Here is a 13,138-nt window from a genome sequence, read left to right on the forward strand (position 1 = left end):
GCCAAGCCTGACACCCCGCGGCGGATTGGAGTTTTTCGCGAGCAAGCGATCCTGTAGGAGCCAGGCTTGCCGGCGAAGGCGTTCTTGAGATCGCCATCGCCGGCAAGCCTGGCTCCTACAAGCGAAGCCGGTGTGGCAAACGACATTATCCTGGTCTGACACACCGCCTTCGCGAGCAAGCTTCGCTCCTACAGGTTGCCGCTCAGGAATTGCTTCAGCCGTTCACTTTTCGGCCGGCCCAGCACGTCGTCCGGCGCGCCTTCCTCCTCGACCAGCCCCTGGTGCAGAAACAGCACCTGGCTCGATACCTTGCGGGCAAAGCTCATTTCGTGGGTGACCATGATCATGGTCCGGCCTTCTTCGGCCAGGCCCTGGATCACCTTGAGCACTTCACCGACCAGTTCCGGATCGAGCGCCGAGGTCGGTTCGTCGAACAGCATGACTTCCGGCTCCATGGCCAGCGCGCGGGCAATGGCGACCCGCTGCTGCTGACCGCCGGACAGGAACGCCGGGTACTGATCGGCCACCCGCGCCGCCAGGCCGACCTTGTCCAGGTAGCGTCGGGCGCGGTCTTCGGCTTCTTTCTTGTCACAACCCAACACCCGGCGAGGCGCCATGGTGATGTTTTCCAGCACCGTCATGTGGCTCCACAGGTTGAAATGCTGGAACACCATGGCCAGGCGGGTGCGGATCCGCTGCAGCTCATCGGAATCGGCGACATGGATGCCGTCGCGGTCCTTGATCATGCGGATGTTCTGGCCATCGAGGCTCATGGTGCCGTCGTTGGGTTGTTCGAGAAAGTTGATGCAGCGCAGGAAGGTGCTTTTGCCCGAGCCGCTGGCGCCGATCAGGCTGATGACGTCGCCGGTATTGGCCTTGAGCGAGACGCCTTTGAGGACTTCATGATCGCCATAGCTTTTATGCAGGCCTTCGATGGTCAGTTTGTACATGGGGCATGCATCCTCAAGGCGAAAGTAGGTAGCCGCTGCGATAGGCTTCAATGCCCGCGACGTGCGCGATCACCATCCCGGCAGTGGCCATGCGTCGCAGCGAGCGGGCGTACATCAGCCCGGCGGCGGTGCAATGAACGGGGGTGACGCGATCATTGATCGGGTCGATGATTTCGGCGATCAGTTGCCCGGCTTCCAGGTATTGCCCCGGCAACGCCGTGAACACCAGCAATCCGCCGACGGGGGTTGCCACCGGCTCCACACCGGCCAGCGGAGTGGCCGGGTAGGGCAGCGCGGGCAGTGGCGCCGGTGCGCCGGCAATGGCGCCGTAGTGAGTCAGGTAGTCGATCAGTGCCTGGCAGTCGAGGCTGGCCAGCGGGTGATTGACGTCGCCTTGGCCGCGCAGTTCGACGGTGACCGAAAAGCTCCCCGGCGCAATCTCGAAGAGTTCGCCAAAGCGTTGCTGGAGCTGCCACCAGAGCAGGGTGAAGCATTCATCGAACGACTGGCCGCCTGAATCGGTGGCCAGCAGGCTGGCTTCGGCACCGATGTAACGGGCCAGCGGCTCGACTTGCGGCCAGGCTTCGGGGGTGGTGTAGAGATGGGCGACCGCTTCGAAATCGCAATGCAGGTCCAGCACCATGTCGGCATCGCAGGCCAGCCGTTGCAGGATCAGGCGCTGGGATTGCAGTTGGGTGGCGGCGCTCTGGCGCGCCAGCGCATCACGCAGGCAGCTGCGGATCAGCTCGAGGTTGCACTGCGGATCGTCGCCGAGTTGACCTTCGATCGCATTGCCGACCTCCTCGCTCAAATCGGCGAACCAGCGGTTGAAGTTCTGCCCGCTCTCCAGTTCGTAGCGGCCCAACGGTACATCCATCAGTACCTGTTCCAGTCCGACCGGATTGGCCACCGGCACCAGCACGATTTCGCTGCGCAGGCGGCCGGCGGCTTCAAGTTCTGCCAGACGCTGCTTGAGGTGCCAGGCCACCAGCATGCCGGGCATTTCGTCGGCGTGCAGGGATGACTGGATGTAGATCTTGCCCTTGGCCGATGGCGGGCCGAAGTGGAAGCTGTGAATCTGTCGTGCGGTCCCCGGCAGCGGGGCCAGCAGGTCATGAATCTGGTGGCGCATTCTGTGTTTCCTGAAGCAGAAAAGACCTAGTGGGTTGGCCCGAGGAAGGCCAGCCAGCGGCGTTCGGCGAGGCGAAACAGGCCGACCAGCGCAAAGGTAACGGTCAGGTAGATCAGCGCGGCGATGCCGAACGACTGGAAGGTCAGGAAGGTCGCCGAGTTGGCGTCCCGCGCGACTTTCAGGACGTCCGGGATGGTCGCGGTGAACGCCACGGTGGTCGAGTGCAGCATCAGAATCACTTCGTTGCTGTAATAAGGCAACGAGCGACGCAGGGCCGACGGCATGATCACGTAGGCATACAGCTTCCAGCCTGTCAGCCCGTAAGCCTTGGCCGCTTCGACCTCACCATGGGCCATGCTGCGGATCGCCCCGGCAAAAATCTCCGTGGTGTAGGCACAGGTGTTCAGGGCGAACGCCAGGATCGTGCAGTTCATGGCATCGCGAAAGAACGCATCGAGTACGGGCTGGGCACGCACGGCGGCCAGGCTGTAGATACCGGTGTAGCAGATCAGCAGCTGGATATACAGCGGCGTACCGCGGAACAGGTAGGTGTAGAACTGCACCGGCAATCGAATGTAGGCATTGGGTGAAACCCGGGCGATGGACAACGGGATCGACACCAGGAAACCGATGAAGATCGAGGCGCTGAGCAGCCACATAGTCATGGCCAGGCCGGTGATGTTGTAGCCGTCGGTGTAAAGAAAGGGTCTCCAGTATTCCTGCAGGAGTTCGATCATCGTACGGCCTCCCTTGATCCTGCGGCGTAACGCCGTTCGAGCCAGCGCAGCACGACATTGGAGGCGCTGGTGATCAGCAGGTAAATCAGCGCGGCAAGCACCAGGAAATAAAACAGTTGATAGGTGCTTTTGCCGGCATCCTGGGCCGCCTTGACCAGGTCGGCGAGGCCGATGATCGAGACCAGCGCGGTAGCCTTGAGCATCACCATCCAGTTGTTTCCGATACCGGGCAAGGCGAAACGCATCATTTGCGGGAACACCACGATTCGGAAACGCTGGCCGCGTTTGAGGCCATAGGCGGTGGCGGCTTCGACCTGGCCTCGTGGTACCGCGAGGATCGCGCCACGGAAGGTTTCGGTGAAATACGCGCCATAATTGAAGCCCAGGGTGATGACCCCGGCGCTGAACGGGTTGATCTCGATGTATTCCCATTCCATGAAATCGGTAAAGGTCGTCAACCAGGTTTGCAGGCTGTAGAAGATCAACAGCATCAGCACCAGGTCCGGTACGCCGCGGATCAGCGTGGTGTAGAGCTGAGCCGGGATCCGCACCAGTTTGACTTTCGACAGTTTGGCACTGGCACCGAGCAAGCCGAGCAACACGGCCACCAACAGCGACAACACCGATAATTTGATGGTCATCCAGGTGCCTTCCATCAGCAACGGACCAAAGCCCTTGAGGCTGAAGGCTGAGAGCCCCAGGTTTTGTAGCAGGTTTTCGAACATAATCAGCAACCTGATCGGGTGAAAAGAGCGCCCATCGCGAAATGGGCGCCGGGCATTATTTGCCGCTGTGCAGGTTCAGATCGCCAAAGTGTTTCTGCTGAATGGTGGCATAGGTGCCATCGTCGTGTAACGCTTTGATACCTTTATCCAAAAGTGCCTTCAGCTCTTTGTTACCTTTAGAGATACCGATCGCTGTTTTGGCTGGCAGCAGTTCGCTGTCGACCGGTTTGCTGACTTCGTAATCGGTGCCTTTTGGCGACTTCAGGAAGCCCAGTTCGGCTTGCAGCATGTCCTGGATCGCCCCGTCGAGGCGGCCGGACATCAGGTCGGAATACACTTGGTCCTGGTTCTGATAAGCCTGGGTTTTCACCCCGGCCTTGTCCAGCACCGCCTTGGCATAGGCTTCCTGGATGGTGCCTTGCTCATAGCCAATGGTCTTGCCCTTCAGCGAAGCGACATCTTCGCTCAGGCCGGAACCTTTCTTGTACACATAAGCGGTTGGGCCGGAGAACAGCTCCTCGGAGAAGTCGATGACTTTTTCGCGCGCCGGGGTGACGGTCATCGAAGAGATCACACCGTCGAATTTATTGGCCTTCAGGCCCGGAATCATGCCGTCGAAATCGCTTTCGACCCATTTGCACTTGACCTTCAACTCGGCGCAGATCGCGTTCCCCAGATCGATGTCGAAGCCCACCAGGCTACCGTCGGCCGCTTTCGATTCGAACGGTGCATAGGAAGGGTCAACGCCAAAACGCAATTCCTTGTATTCCTTGGCCAGCGCGGAGCCAGCTGCCATGCACAACGCCAGTGCAGAAAGGGTCAGCAATGCTTTTTTCATTCTTCAATCCCTAAAAACCAATATGAGCGCTTGTGGCGCAGAATTATTGTTACTGGAAAGCGTAAGCCCCTATGAAAGTAGCAATAACCGAACCAGAGTCCCGAACAAGCGTTTAAAAGGTAGTTCAAGAAAGGGCGGGGAGGGATTTATGCACGAAATCGGGCGTTGGGGATTAGCTGAACCAATATGGCTCAGGATGGCGCAAATCCTTGTGGGAGCGGGCTTGCTCGCGAAAGCGGTGTGTCAGTTAGTATCATCGTTGACTGACACACCGCTTTCGCGAGCAAGCCCGCTCCCACAGGAGATCGGTCAGCCTAGAAGATCCTGCAGGGTTCCAAGATTGTCAGCCTCTTCAACCGACTTATCCTGCCGCCAGCGCAGCATCCGCGGAAACCGCACGGCGATCCCGCTCTTGTGCCTTTTCGAAAGGGCGATCCCCTCGAACCCCAGTTCAAACACCAGGCTCGGTTTCACACTGCTCACCGGCCCGAACTTCTCCAACGTGGTCTTGCGCACGATGCTGTCGACCTGGCGCATTTCTTCATCCGTCAATCCCGAATAAGCCTTGGCGAACGGCACCAGCGTGCGTTCGCTGGCATCGGGTGGGCCATCCCAGACGGCGAAGGTGTAATCGCTGTAGAGACTGGCCCGGCGGCCATGGCCTCGCTGGGCATAGATCAGCACGGCATCGACGCTGAACGGGTCGACTTTCCATTTCCACCAGACGCCCATGTCCTTGGTCCGACCGACCCCATAAAGCGCGTCCCGGGCCTTGAGCATCATGCCCTCGACACCCAGGCTGCGGGAGGCTTCCCGTTGTCGGGCGAGGTCGAACCAGTCTTCACCAATGAGCACGGGCGAAGGCAGTAATACGGGGTTGGCGCAGGTGCTGATCACCTGTTCGAGTTGCAGGCGACGTTTGACCTGAGGCTGATTGCGCCAATCTTCGCCTTGCCATTCCAGCAAGTCGTAAGCGAGAACGACCACCGGCACCTCGTCGAGGATTTTCTTGCCCAGGGTTTTACGACCGATCCGCTGTTGCAGCAGGGCGAAAGGTTGCACCGCGGGTGTGGCTGGCGCTTGTGGATCGAAGGCATCCTCGGTGATCGGTCGTGCGGTTTTCCAGGCAACGATCTCTCCGTCGATCACGGTGCCATCAGGCAGGCAGTGAACCAGGCTATCGAGTTCGGGAAAGCGCTCGGTGACCAACTCTTCACCGCGTGACCAGACCCATAGTCGGCCGTCGCGCTTGACCACCTGGGCACGGATGCCATCCCATTTCCATTCCACTTGCCAGTGGCTGGCGGGGCCGAGCAAAGCTTCGAACTGTTCGACCGGCTGTGACAGCGCATGGGCCAGGAAAAACGGATAGGGCTGGCCGCCCCGTTGGGCGTGTTCGTCGGACGATTCGGCGGCGATCAGCTTCAAATAGCTGGCCGCGCTCGGCCGGTGGGACAGATCGGTATACCCCACCAGCCGCTGCGCCACACGCTTGCTGTCGAGCTGGGCCATGGCCGCGAGGGCGCGGGTCACCAGCAACTTGGAGACGCCGACCCGGAAACTGCCGGTGATCAATTTAATGCAGAGCATCAGGCTGGGGCGGTCCAGTTGCGACCAAAGCCCGGGAAGCCGTTCGGCGAGAACTTCCGGTGGTGCGCCACGCAGGGGCAGCAGCTTGTCTTCGATCCACACCGCCAATCCGTCGATGGAGCTGTGGGGCGCTTCCGGCAGCACCAGCGAGATGGTTTCCGCCAGATCGCCGACAGCCTGATAACTTTCCTCGAACAGCCACGGCGACAGCCCGGAAAATTTTACCGCCAATTCGCGCAGGATGCGCACCGGTACCAGTTGCCTGGGGCGTCCACCGGACAAAAAGTAAACCGCCCATGCGGCATCTTCCGGTGCAGCCTGCGCGAAGTAACGTTGCATCGCCGTCAGTTTGGCGTTGCTCGAGGTCGTGGCGTCGAGCTCGGCGTACAGTTGGGCGAAGTCCTTCATGTCAGCACCGCGGAGAGCTCGGGCTCCTCGACGACCGGGTTTTCTTCTTCGTCGTCGCCGTACTCAGTGTTGAAACTTTGCGCATCGAGTCCTTGCTCGCGCAGGTGGCGCACCAATACCCCGACCGAGCCGTGGGTGACCATGACCCGTTCGGCACCGGTTTGTTCGATGGCCCACAGCAGACCCGGCCAGTCGGCGTGGTCGGACAAGACGAAGCCGCGGTCCACGCCACGCCGCCGACGTGTGCCGCGCAAGCGCATCCAGCCGCTGGCAAAGCCGTCACTGTAGTCACCGAAGCGTCGCATCCAGGTGCTGCCGCCTGCCGAAGGCGGGGCCAGCACCAACGCCTTGCGCATCATGGGGTCGTTTTTTTTCAATTCGCCGGCGTAGATCGTTGGCGGCAGATAAACACCACTCTCTCGATACACCCGGTTCAACGGTTCCACCGCACCATGCACCAGGAGGGGGCCGAGGCTGGCGTCGATACCGTGGAGAATGCGCTGGGCCTTGCCGAAGGCGTAGCAGAACAGCACGCTGGCCTTGTCGGCGGCGGCGTTGGCTTGCCACCACTGATTGATCTCGGCAAAGACCTGCGCCTGGGGCTGCCAGCGATAAATCGGCAGGCCGAAGGTCGATTCGGTGATGAAGGTGTCGCAACGCACGGGCTCGAACGGCGCGCAGGTGCCGTCGGGCTCGATCTTGTAATCCCCCGAGGCGACCCAGACTTCGCCACCGTATTCCACTCGTACCTGGGCCGAACCGAGCACATGCCCCGCGGGGTGAAAGCTCAGGGTTACGCCGTGGTGAGTCAGGGGTACCCCATAAGGCTGGGTTTGCAGGTTGATATCCGGCCCCAGGCGCGTGCGCAGGATGCCTTCGCCGGGAGACGCCGCCAGATAGTGTTGGCTGCCGCCTTTGGCATGGTCGCCGTGGGCGTGGGTGATGACCGCCCGTTCGACCGGGCGCCAGGGGTCGATGTAGAAATCCCCGGCGGGGCAATACAGGCCTTCGGGGCGGGCGATAACAAGGTCCATGTTTGTTACCAAATATGGAGGGATTTGTTAGCTATGAGATTGGCGCGAGGCGAGAAGTTCTATCGATTTTTAAAGGACAAACGACATTCAACTGTGGGAGCGGGCTTGCTCGCGAAGGCGGTGTGTCCGTCAACGATGATGTTGAATGACACACCGCCTTCGCGAGCAAGCCCGCTCCCACATTGGGACTGTGGTGTCTCTTATTTACCCGGTGTCAGGGTCAACCGCTTGCTCCCATACACCTTGTCAAAGTTCTGCGGCTGCATCGGCAAGCTCATGTAGTGGCCCTTGAGCCAAGGATCGATACTGTCCAGGTAATTGGGGCTCGCCGGGTTGCCGGACTGGCCTGTGCTGTTCTGCCCCATCAGCGGTTCAACCTGGCCGAAGTCGACGAGCAAGCGCATGGTCGGCGCCAGGGTGGTGTTGAAATCCTGGCCCCAAGTGAACGCCGCCGTGTTGAGGGTGGTGTGATCGCCTCCAGCCGGCAGCGGACCGCGCACGGTCTGGCCGCTGGCATTTTTCCATTCGTAGCGGTGCAATTTGCCCCACTGCCAGGCTTTGCGATCGCCACCCAACTGACTGTCCCCTGCGTTGATTGCCGCCGCGAGGCTGCGGGCAAGGATCGCCGGCTTGTCTTCTTTGTGCGGTGTATGCGTGTCATCCCAAAACGGACTGTCCTCACGGCCCAGCAGGTGATCGGCCTGAGCGGCGTAGGACAACTTGCCGTTGGCGATAAAGGCTTTCCACGCCGGGCTGGTGTCCGGGCCCAGTTCGTCGAGGAAGATCTGCCGGGTGCTTTCCTGGAGGAACAGTTCGTAGATCGCTGCGTCGGCGGAGGTCGGGCTGAGTTTGCCGTCGAACGCCATCAAGCGGGTGTACGCCTCGCGCGCCTTGCCGCGATCGGCGTCCGGCAGCGCTTCAATGGCTTGCTTGAGCGGTTGGGCCATGCCCGGTGCCTGGAACGTTTTTTTCAGCTTGGCGGCGAAGGTCGTCGTCTGATCGTATTGCATGGCGATCAGGCTGCGGGTGTCGTGCTTGCCCGCGCCAGCCAGCTCGGCCATGCGTTCGCCACGTTCCGGAGCCGACCAGGAATTGGACAGCTGCATGCCGTAGCCATGGGGAATGACCCGCTGGTTGGCGGTGCCGAGCCAGCCTTGGGCCGGGTCCTGGTCATAAGGGTGCAGCATCGGGTCGGCGTAACCGTCCCAATCGTAACGGCCTTCCCAGCCCGGGGATGGCAACAGGCCTTCGCCTTCGCGACGGTTCGGGTAGCGACCGGTCACCTGCCAGCCAATGTTGCGGGCGTCGGCAAAGACCAGGTTCAGGGTAATGGCGCGGATTTCCCGGCTGGCATCCGATGCTTTTTCGACGTTCTGCGCCCGGGACAGGTCAAAAAACGCATCCAGGGTCTTGTCGTCGGTGAAGTTCGGCGTCTGCAAGGCCAGGCCAAAGCCGTTGGCCAGCGCGGTGCCTTGGGCACTGTTGAGCAGCGGGCCATGGCGGGTCTCGTACACCGCTTCGCGAATCGACCGCTGGCCTTTGACGAAATAGCTTTCGTTACGCACGATCACCGGCTGCCATTTGCCGCCGACCTCGTAGGAAAGACCGTTGCCCTGGGGTTTGATTTTTTCCAGAAACAAGTCCTGGTTATCGCCCATGACCGACGTCATGCTCCAGGCCACCTTGCCGTTGTAACCGCTCAGCACCATCGGCAAACCGGCGATGGTTACGCCGGAAGCCTGGTACTTCGGCGCGCGAATCTGTACGTAACTGAACAAGGACGGCACGCCCAGCGATCCATGGCTGTCGCTGGCCAGCAGGCTTTTACCGCTGCGGCTGCGTTGCGGGGCGATCGCCCAATTGTTCGATGAAGTGGCGCCCAGCAGGTTCAGATCGGACAGTTGGCCGGTGGCTTTGCTGATTTCAGCCAGGCCCGGAACCTGCCCGTTGAGCTTGATCCCCTGAAGTTTTTCGGCTTCGGCCACCGGCAGTTTTTCATCGGGCGCGGAGGGGGTCAGCCACGGCAGTTTGTCGGTGGTGACTGTTTGCGCCAGCATCAGCGAGGCAATTTCTTCCGGCAGGTTGGCCGATTGGCTGAAATTCAACAGGCAGAAAATCAGCGCCGAGTCTTCGGGTTTCCAGTATTCGGGTTTGTAGCCGGTAGCGGCGAGGTCCGCCGGCAGCTTGTCGCGGTAGCGGAACAGGTAAGCGTTGACGCCACGCGCGTAGACTTCGAAAAAGCGCTTGAGGCGCGGCGAAGACGCTTTGTACAGCTCGCCGGCGCTTTTTTTCAGGTTGACCGCGCGCATGTAGCGGTCGGCGTCCAGCAGGTCCGGACCGGACATCTCCGACAGACGGCCCTGGGCCAGCAGGCGCAGGGTCACCATTTGGGTGATGCGGTCCGTGGCGTGCACATAGCCGAGGGAAAACAGCGCGTCATGGAAACTGTTGCTTTCGATCAATGGCACGCCCATGGCATTGCGCCGCACCGAAACGTTCTGCGCCAGTCCTTTGAGCGGCTGTACTCCGGAGGTCGGCGGGAGGGTGTCCTGGGTGTTCCTGGTCTGACAACCGGTCAGGCTCAAGACACCGGCCACTGCTGCGGCAACGCCGAACCGGGGAAGAAAATGTGTGAGGGCTGGCGAGGCCATGGCAAAGCTCCTGCGGGGGGTAGCGTCATTAAAGGCGCTACGTTAGTGAGCAGGAGGTGGGTGCGCAAGCAGCTTGTTTCAGGATTTGTCTGTTAAACGCAATGCACGCAGTCTGCGTGATGTGCGCCGATCCAATGTAGCTGGCTTGTCGGATCGCCGCACCGCAGCGACAGCGGTCTGTCAGTCAACACCTTTACCGTCTTCGCCGGCAAGCCGGCGCCTACAGGGGGTTATGTCGTTTACAGAACCAATGTGGGAGCGGGCTTGCTCGCGAAGGCAATTCAACAGGCGAAGAAAGTCTTCGCCCGAAGCCTCAAGCCCCGTGGCACTTCTTGAATTTCTTGCCATTGCCGCACGGGCACGGGTCGTTGCGGCCGACGTCTTTCAGGGCGTTGCGCACCGGTTCCTGGTGGGCGTGGCCGCAGTTCGGGCCGTGGACATGGCCATGGTCGTGATCATGGTGCTCGTGATGGTCATGATCGTGGTTGCAGTCAGGGCCATGGACATGGGGTTGCTGGGTCATCGAAGTTGCTCCGGAATTAAATCGGCGGGGATTATCACGCCATTGCGCGCCAGGTGCACGTAGTGCGCGATGAATAAACCGGTTTCCATTTCACCTTCCAGTCGATAGGGGATGGGCTGATCGGGTTTCTTCAGCAGTTTCACCACGTCCCGGACCTTGGGCCACAGGTTGGTGCGGATCGGTACCTTGAAGTACGCGCTACGCTTGGGACCGACCGTGAACCAGTGTTCGTGCTCGCCTTCGGTCAGCAACATGTCGCCCAGGTGGATCCGGTATTCAAGGCCGCGCACCGTCAGGTCGCTGTCGTTGGGGTTGTCGACGCGAAAGTACAGGAGGAAGCGTTGCTGCATCAGTTTGGCCTGGACAACTTCGACCTTGACCAGGTGCACCTGTGGCTCCGGCCCGTCGTAGCTGAACCATGACGCACAGCCGCCGAGCCCCGGAAACAGGAGCAGGCTAAAGAGATAGAGTACGAGTCGTCGGGTGATCATGGTCGTGTTCTCCCTTGAACTCCAGTCTAGCCCCAAAAGATTGCAGCCTGCGGCAGCTCGGGGTACGCAATACCCATGTGGAGCTGCCGCAGGCTACGATCTTTTGGGTTACCTCAACCGCCAAAGTACCCCGCGCAACACTTCTTGAACTTCTGCCCGCTGGCGCACGGGCAGGCATCGTTGCGCCCGGCCTTGAGTTGCACGGTGGGATCGATGAAGTACCAGCGGTCGGCGTTCTGCACGAACGAGGAGCGTTCACGGTGGCTGTGTTCGCCGCCGCCATCGTGCCAGCGCGCCGTGAAGGTGACGAATGCGTGTTCCGGCTGACCGCCGAGGACCTCGGAGCTTTCCACGTCCAGGCCCAGCCAGGTGCTTTGGGCGCTCCAGTCGCTGATGGACTGCCGGTCCAGGCCCGCTTGTTGCGCGGGCAGGGTAGTCGCCACCAGATAATCGATCAGGCCCAGCACATAGGCGCTGTAGCGCGAACGCATCAAGGCTTCGGCACAAGGCGCCGGATGCCCGGCATGGTAATGACCGCAGCAGGCGTCAAGCAGGGTGCCGCTGCCGCAAGGACAAATAGATGTGCTCATTGCGTTACCACCAGTATTTCCCGAAATTTTCCGGATTGGCCCAGAACCGCGAATTGAGCCAGTCGGGTACTTGTTTATAGTCAAGCAGATCGTAGGTAAACAGGGTCAGCACCTGTTCGTCACGCTTGAAGCGTTCGCTGGCTTGCAGGGCCAGGGAGAAGAAGTCGGTTTCTTGCCAGCCACTGGCCGGCAAGTCCGCCAGCACCGCGATGCGGCTGGCGTTGAGGTTGCGTATCCCACCCAACAGATTCAGGCCATCGCGTTTGGGCAAATGTTCCAGGCAATCGACCACCAGCGCCAGGTCAAACCGGCGTGCCGCCAGTTCGTCCGGCAACGGTCCAGGTAGAGCATGGGCCACACAGGTGTCCGGATGGGCGAGCTTGAAGGCCTCAAGCGCGGGGAATTCGCTGGCGCCAATCAGCAACAGACGCGCGGGTGCGTAACGATCAAGCAATGCGGCCAGCGCCTGCTGGGGCGTGCGCGAAGAAATAGCTGCAATCATCGAATATCCTCAATCAGAGCGCCAAGACTAGCCTGCCGGCAGGTCCATATATAGAGCTGAATAGGGTCAAAAGTGCCGATCAGCCGCGAACACGGGACGAAACGGCAATGGCCTATTGCTGGCGGAGAGTAAAACTCGGGTCTTTACTCCCTAGAATCGGTTTCAAGCCGATCCCTCAGGAGAAAATTAGATGAGCATAGTACGCACAGCATTACCCTTGGTTCTGCTAACCAGTGTGTTGACTGGTTGCGCAGGTTTGCAGAAAACCGACTGGCCAACCTGTGCGGCGGTCGGTGGTGTGGTGGGTGCGGGTCTTGGCGCAACCGAGAGTTCGGCATGGGCAGGGTATGGCGCGCTGCTGATCGGCGGCACGGCTGCGGCCTATTGCTGGGTTCACGGTGATGGCGACGAGGACGGCGATGGCGTGCCGGACAGCCGCGACAAGTGCCCGGGTACGCCTAGAGGCGTACAGGTCGACGCGGACGGTTGCCCTCCACCCGTTCCTGCGCCAGTGGTCGAAGAGGTCGTTGTGGTCAAGGAAGAAGTCATCGTTATCCGCGATGTCCACTTCCAGTTCGACAAGGCGACACTGACCCCTTCCGACAAAGAGGTACTCAACACCATCGCCACTCGCCTGAAACAGGAAGCTTCCACCGCCCAATTGACCGTGACCGGTCACACCGACAGCGTGGGCAGTGATGCCTACAACCAGAAACTGTCGGATCGTCGCGCGCACTCGGTGGTTGAATACCTGATTTCCCAGGGTGTACCACGCAGCAGCTTTGTGTCCGTGACCGGTGCCGGTGAAAGCCAGCCGGTGGCCGACAACAAAACCGCTGACGGTCGTGCGTCGAACCGTCGTACCGAAATCAAAATCAACCGCTAGGCCTCTCGCATGGTGCGGCTTGTGCAGTCGTGCAAGCGGGTCTTTACTCCTGTGTAACCGGCATCGGCCGGTAACACAGGA

The 13,138-nt window shown here is 60.6% G+C and carries 13 protein-coding genes; 1 reads left to right on the forward strand and 12 read right to left on the reverse strand.

The window, feature by feature from the left end; all coding sequences use genetic code 11:
- Positions 1–188 precede the first annotated feature (188 nt).
- From F8N80_RS13640 to F8N80_RS13695, 12 genes are all read right to left on the reverse strand, one after another.
- Positions 189–950 (reverse strand): ABC transporter ATP-binding protein, encoded by a 762-nt coding sequence (locus F8N80_RS13640; RefSeq protein WP_150784024.1) that lies wholly within the window; start codon positions 948–950, stop codon positions 189–191.
- Between the two features lie 13 nt (positions 951–963).
- Entirely contained in the window at positions 964–2,082 is a 1,119-nt protein-coding gene (locus F8N80_RS13645; protein WP_150784025.1) for a succinylglutamate desuccinylase/aspartoacylase family protein, read from the reverse strand.
- Positions 2,083–2,108: 26 nt separating this feature from the next.
- Positions 2,109–2,819 (reverse strand): ABC transporter permease, encoded by a 711-nt coding sequence (locus F8N80_RS13650; protein WP_150745647.1) that lies wholly within the window; start codon positions 2,817–2,819, stop codon positions 2,109–2,111.
- Positions 2,816–3,544, reverse strand: coding sequence for an ABC transporter permease (locus F8N80_RS13655; protein WP_150784026.1), 729 nt, complete (start codon positions 3,542–3,544; stop codon positions 2,816–2,818). The genes F8N80_RS13650 and F8N80_RS13655 overlap by 4 nt, the downstream gene beginning before the upstream one ends.
- A 55-nt stretch (positions 3,545–3,599) precedes the next feature.
- Positions 3,600–4,382: a transporter substrate-binding domain-containing protein gene (locus F8N80_RS13660; protein ID WP_150745649.1), complete on the reverse strand. Its 783-nt coding sequence runs from the start codon at positions 4,380–4,382 to the stop codon at positions 3,600–3,602.
- Positions 4,383–4,691: 309 nt separating this feature from the next.
- A complete protein-coding gene (locus tag F8N80_RS13665; protein ID WP_150784027.1) occupies positions 4,692–6,380 on the reverse strand; it encodes an ATP-dependent DNA ligase in 1,689 nt (562 codons plus the stop codon).
- Positions 6,377–7,414 (reverse strand): ligase-associated DNA damage response exonuclease, encoded by a 1,038-nt coding sequence (locus F8N80_RS13670; protein WP_150745651.1) that lies wholly within the window; start codon positions 7,412–7,414, stop codon positions 6,377–6,379. The genes F8N80_RS13665 and F8N80_RS13670 overlap by 4 nt, the downstream gene beginning before the upstream one ends.
- A gap of 200 nt (positions 7,415–7,614) precedes the next feature.
- Positions 7,615–10,065, reverse strand: a complete 2,451-nt coding sequence (locus F8N80_RS13675) for a penicillin acylase family protein (protein ID WP_150745652.1) — start codon at positions 10,063–10,065, stop codon at positions 7,615–7,617.
- Between the two features lie 313 nt (positions 10,066–10,378).
- The gene (locus F8N80_RS13680; protein ID WP_064676164.1) at positions 10,379–10,588 is read right to left on the reverse strand and encodes an SEC-C metal-binding domain-containing protein; all 210 of its coding nucleotides are present in this window, start codon (positions 10,586–10,588) and stop codon (positions 10,379–10,381) included.
- Complete coding sequence (locus tag F8N80_RS13685) at positions 10,585–11,079, reverse strand: LEA type 2 family protein (protein WP_150745653.1); 495 nt, start codon at positions 11,077–11,079, stop codon at positions 10,585–10,587. The genes F8N80_RS13680 and F8N80_RS13685 overlap by 4 nt, the downstream gene beginning before the upstream one ends.
- A 113-nt stretch (positions 11,080–11,192) precedes the next feature.
- Complete coding sequence (locus tag F8N80_RS13690; protein WP_150745654.1) at positions 11,193–11,669, reverse strand: YchJ family protein; 477 nt, start codon at positions 11,667–11,669, stop codon at positions 11,193–11,195.
- Positions 11,670–11,673: 4 nt separating this feature from the next.
- Positions 11,674–12,171, reverse strand: coding sequence for a DUF6231 family protein (locus F8N80_RS13695; RefSeq protein ID WP_150745655.1), 498 nt, complete (start codon positions 12,169–12,171; stop codon positions 11,674–11,676).
- Positions 12,172–12,361: 190 nt separating this feature from the next.
- Here F8N80_RS13695 and F8N80_RS13700 point away from each other — a divergent pair, with 190 nt between their 5' ends.
- A complete protein-coding gene (locus tag F8N80_RS13700; protein WP_150745656.1) occupies positions 12,362–13,057 on the forward strand; it encodes an OmpA family protein in 696 nt (231 codons plus the stop codon).
- Positions 13,058–13,138 lie beyond the last annotated feature (81 nt).

This window comes from Pseudomonas fluorescens, assembly GCF_902497995.1.
GTDB lineage: Bacteria > Pseudomonadota > Gammaproteobacteria > Pseudomonadales > Pseudomonadaceae > Aquipseudomonas > Aquipseudomonas fluorescens_BK.

Coding starts and splice junctions, on each gene's coding strand:
- F8N80_RS13640 (WP_150784024.1), bottom strand. CDS start 950: ATGTACAAACTGACCATCGAAGGCCTGCATAAAAGCTATGGCGATCAT.
- F8N80_RS13645 (WP_150784025.1), bottom strand. CDS start 2,082: ATGCGCCACCAGATTCATGACCTGCTGGCCCCGCTGCCGGGGACCGCA.
- F8N80_RS13650 (WP_150745647.1), bottom strand. CDS start 2,819: ATGATCGAACTCCTGCAGGAATACTGGAGACCCTTTCTTTACACCGAC.
- F8N80_RS13655 (WP_150784026.1), bottom strand. CDS start 3,544: ATGTTCGAAAACCTGCTACAAAACCTGGGGCTCTCAGCCTTCAGCCTC.
- F8N80_RS13660 (WP_150745649.1), bottom strand. CDS start 4,382: ATGAAAAAAGCATTGCTGACCCTTTCTGCACTGGCGTTGTGCATGGCA.
- F8N80_RS13665 (WP_150784027.1), bottom strand. CDS start 6,380: ATGAAGGACTTCGCCCAACTGTACGCCGAGCTCGACGCCACGACCTCG.
- F8N80_RS13670 (WP_150745651.1), bottom strand. CDS start 7,414: ATGGACCTTGTTATCGCCCGCCCCGAAGGCCTGTATTGCCCCGCCGGG.
- F8N80_RS13675 (WP_150745652.1), bottom strand. CDS start 10,065: ATGGCCTCGCCAGCCCTCACACATTTTCTTCCCCGGTTCGGCGTTGCC.
- F8N80_RS13680 (WP_064676164.1), bottom strand. CDS start 10,588: ATGACCCAGCAACCCCATGTCCATGGCCCTGACTGCAACCACGATCAT.
- F8N80_RS13685 (WP_150745653.1), bottom strand. CDS start 11,079: ATGATCACCCGACGACTCGTACTCTATCTCTTTAGCCTGCTCCTGTTT.
- F8N80_RS13690 (WP_150745654.1), bottom strand. CDS start 11,669: ATGAGCACATCTATTTGTCCTTGCGGCAGCGGCACCCTGCTTGACGCC.
- F8N80_RS13695 (WP_150745655.1), bottom strand. CDS start 12,171: ATGATTGCAGCTATTTCTTCGCGCACGCCCCAGCAGGCGCTGGCCGCA.
- F8N80_RS13700 (WP_150745656.1), top strand. CDS start 12,362: ATGAGCATAGTACGCACAGCATTACCCTTGGTTCTGCTAACCAGTGTG.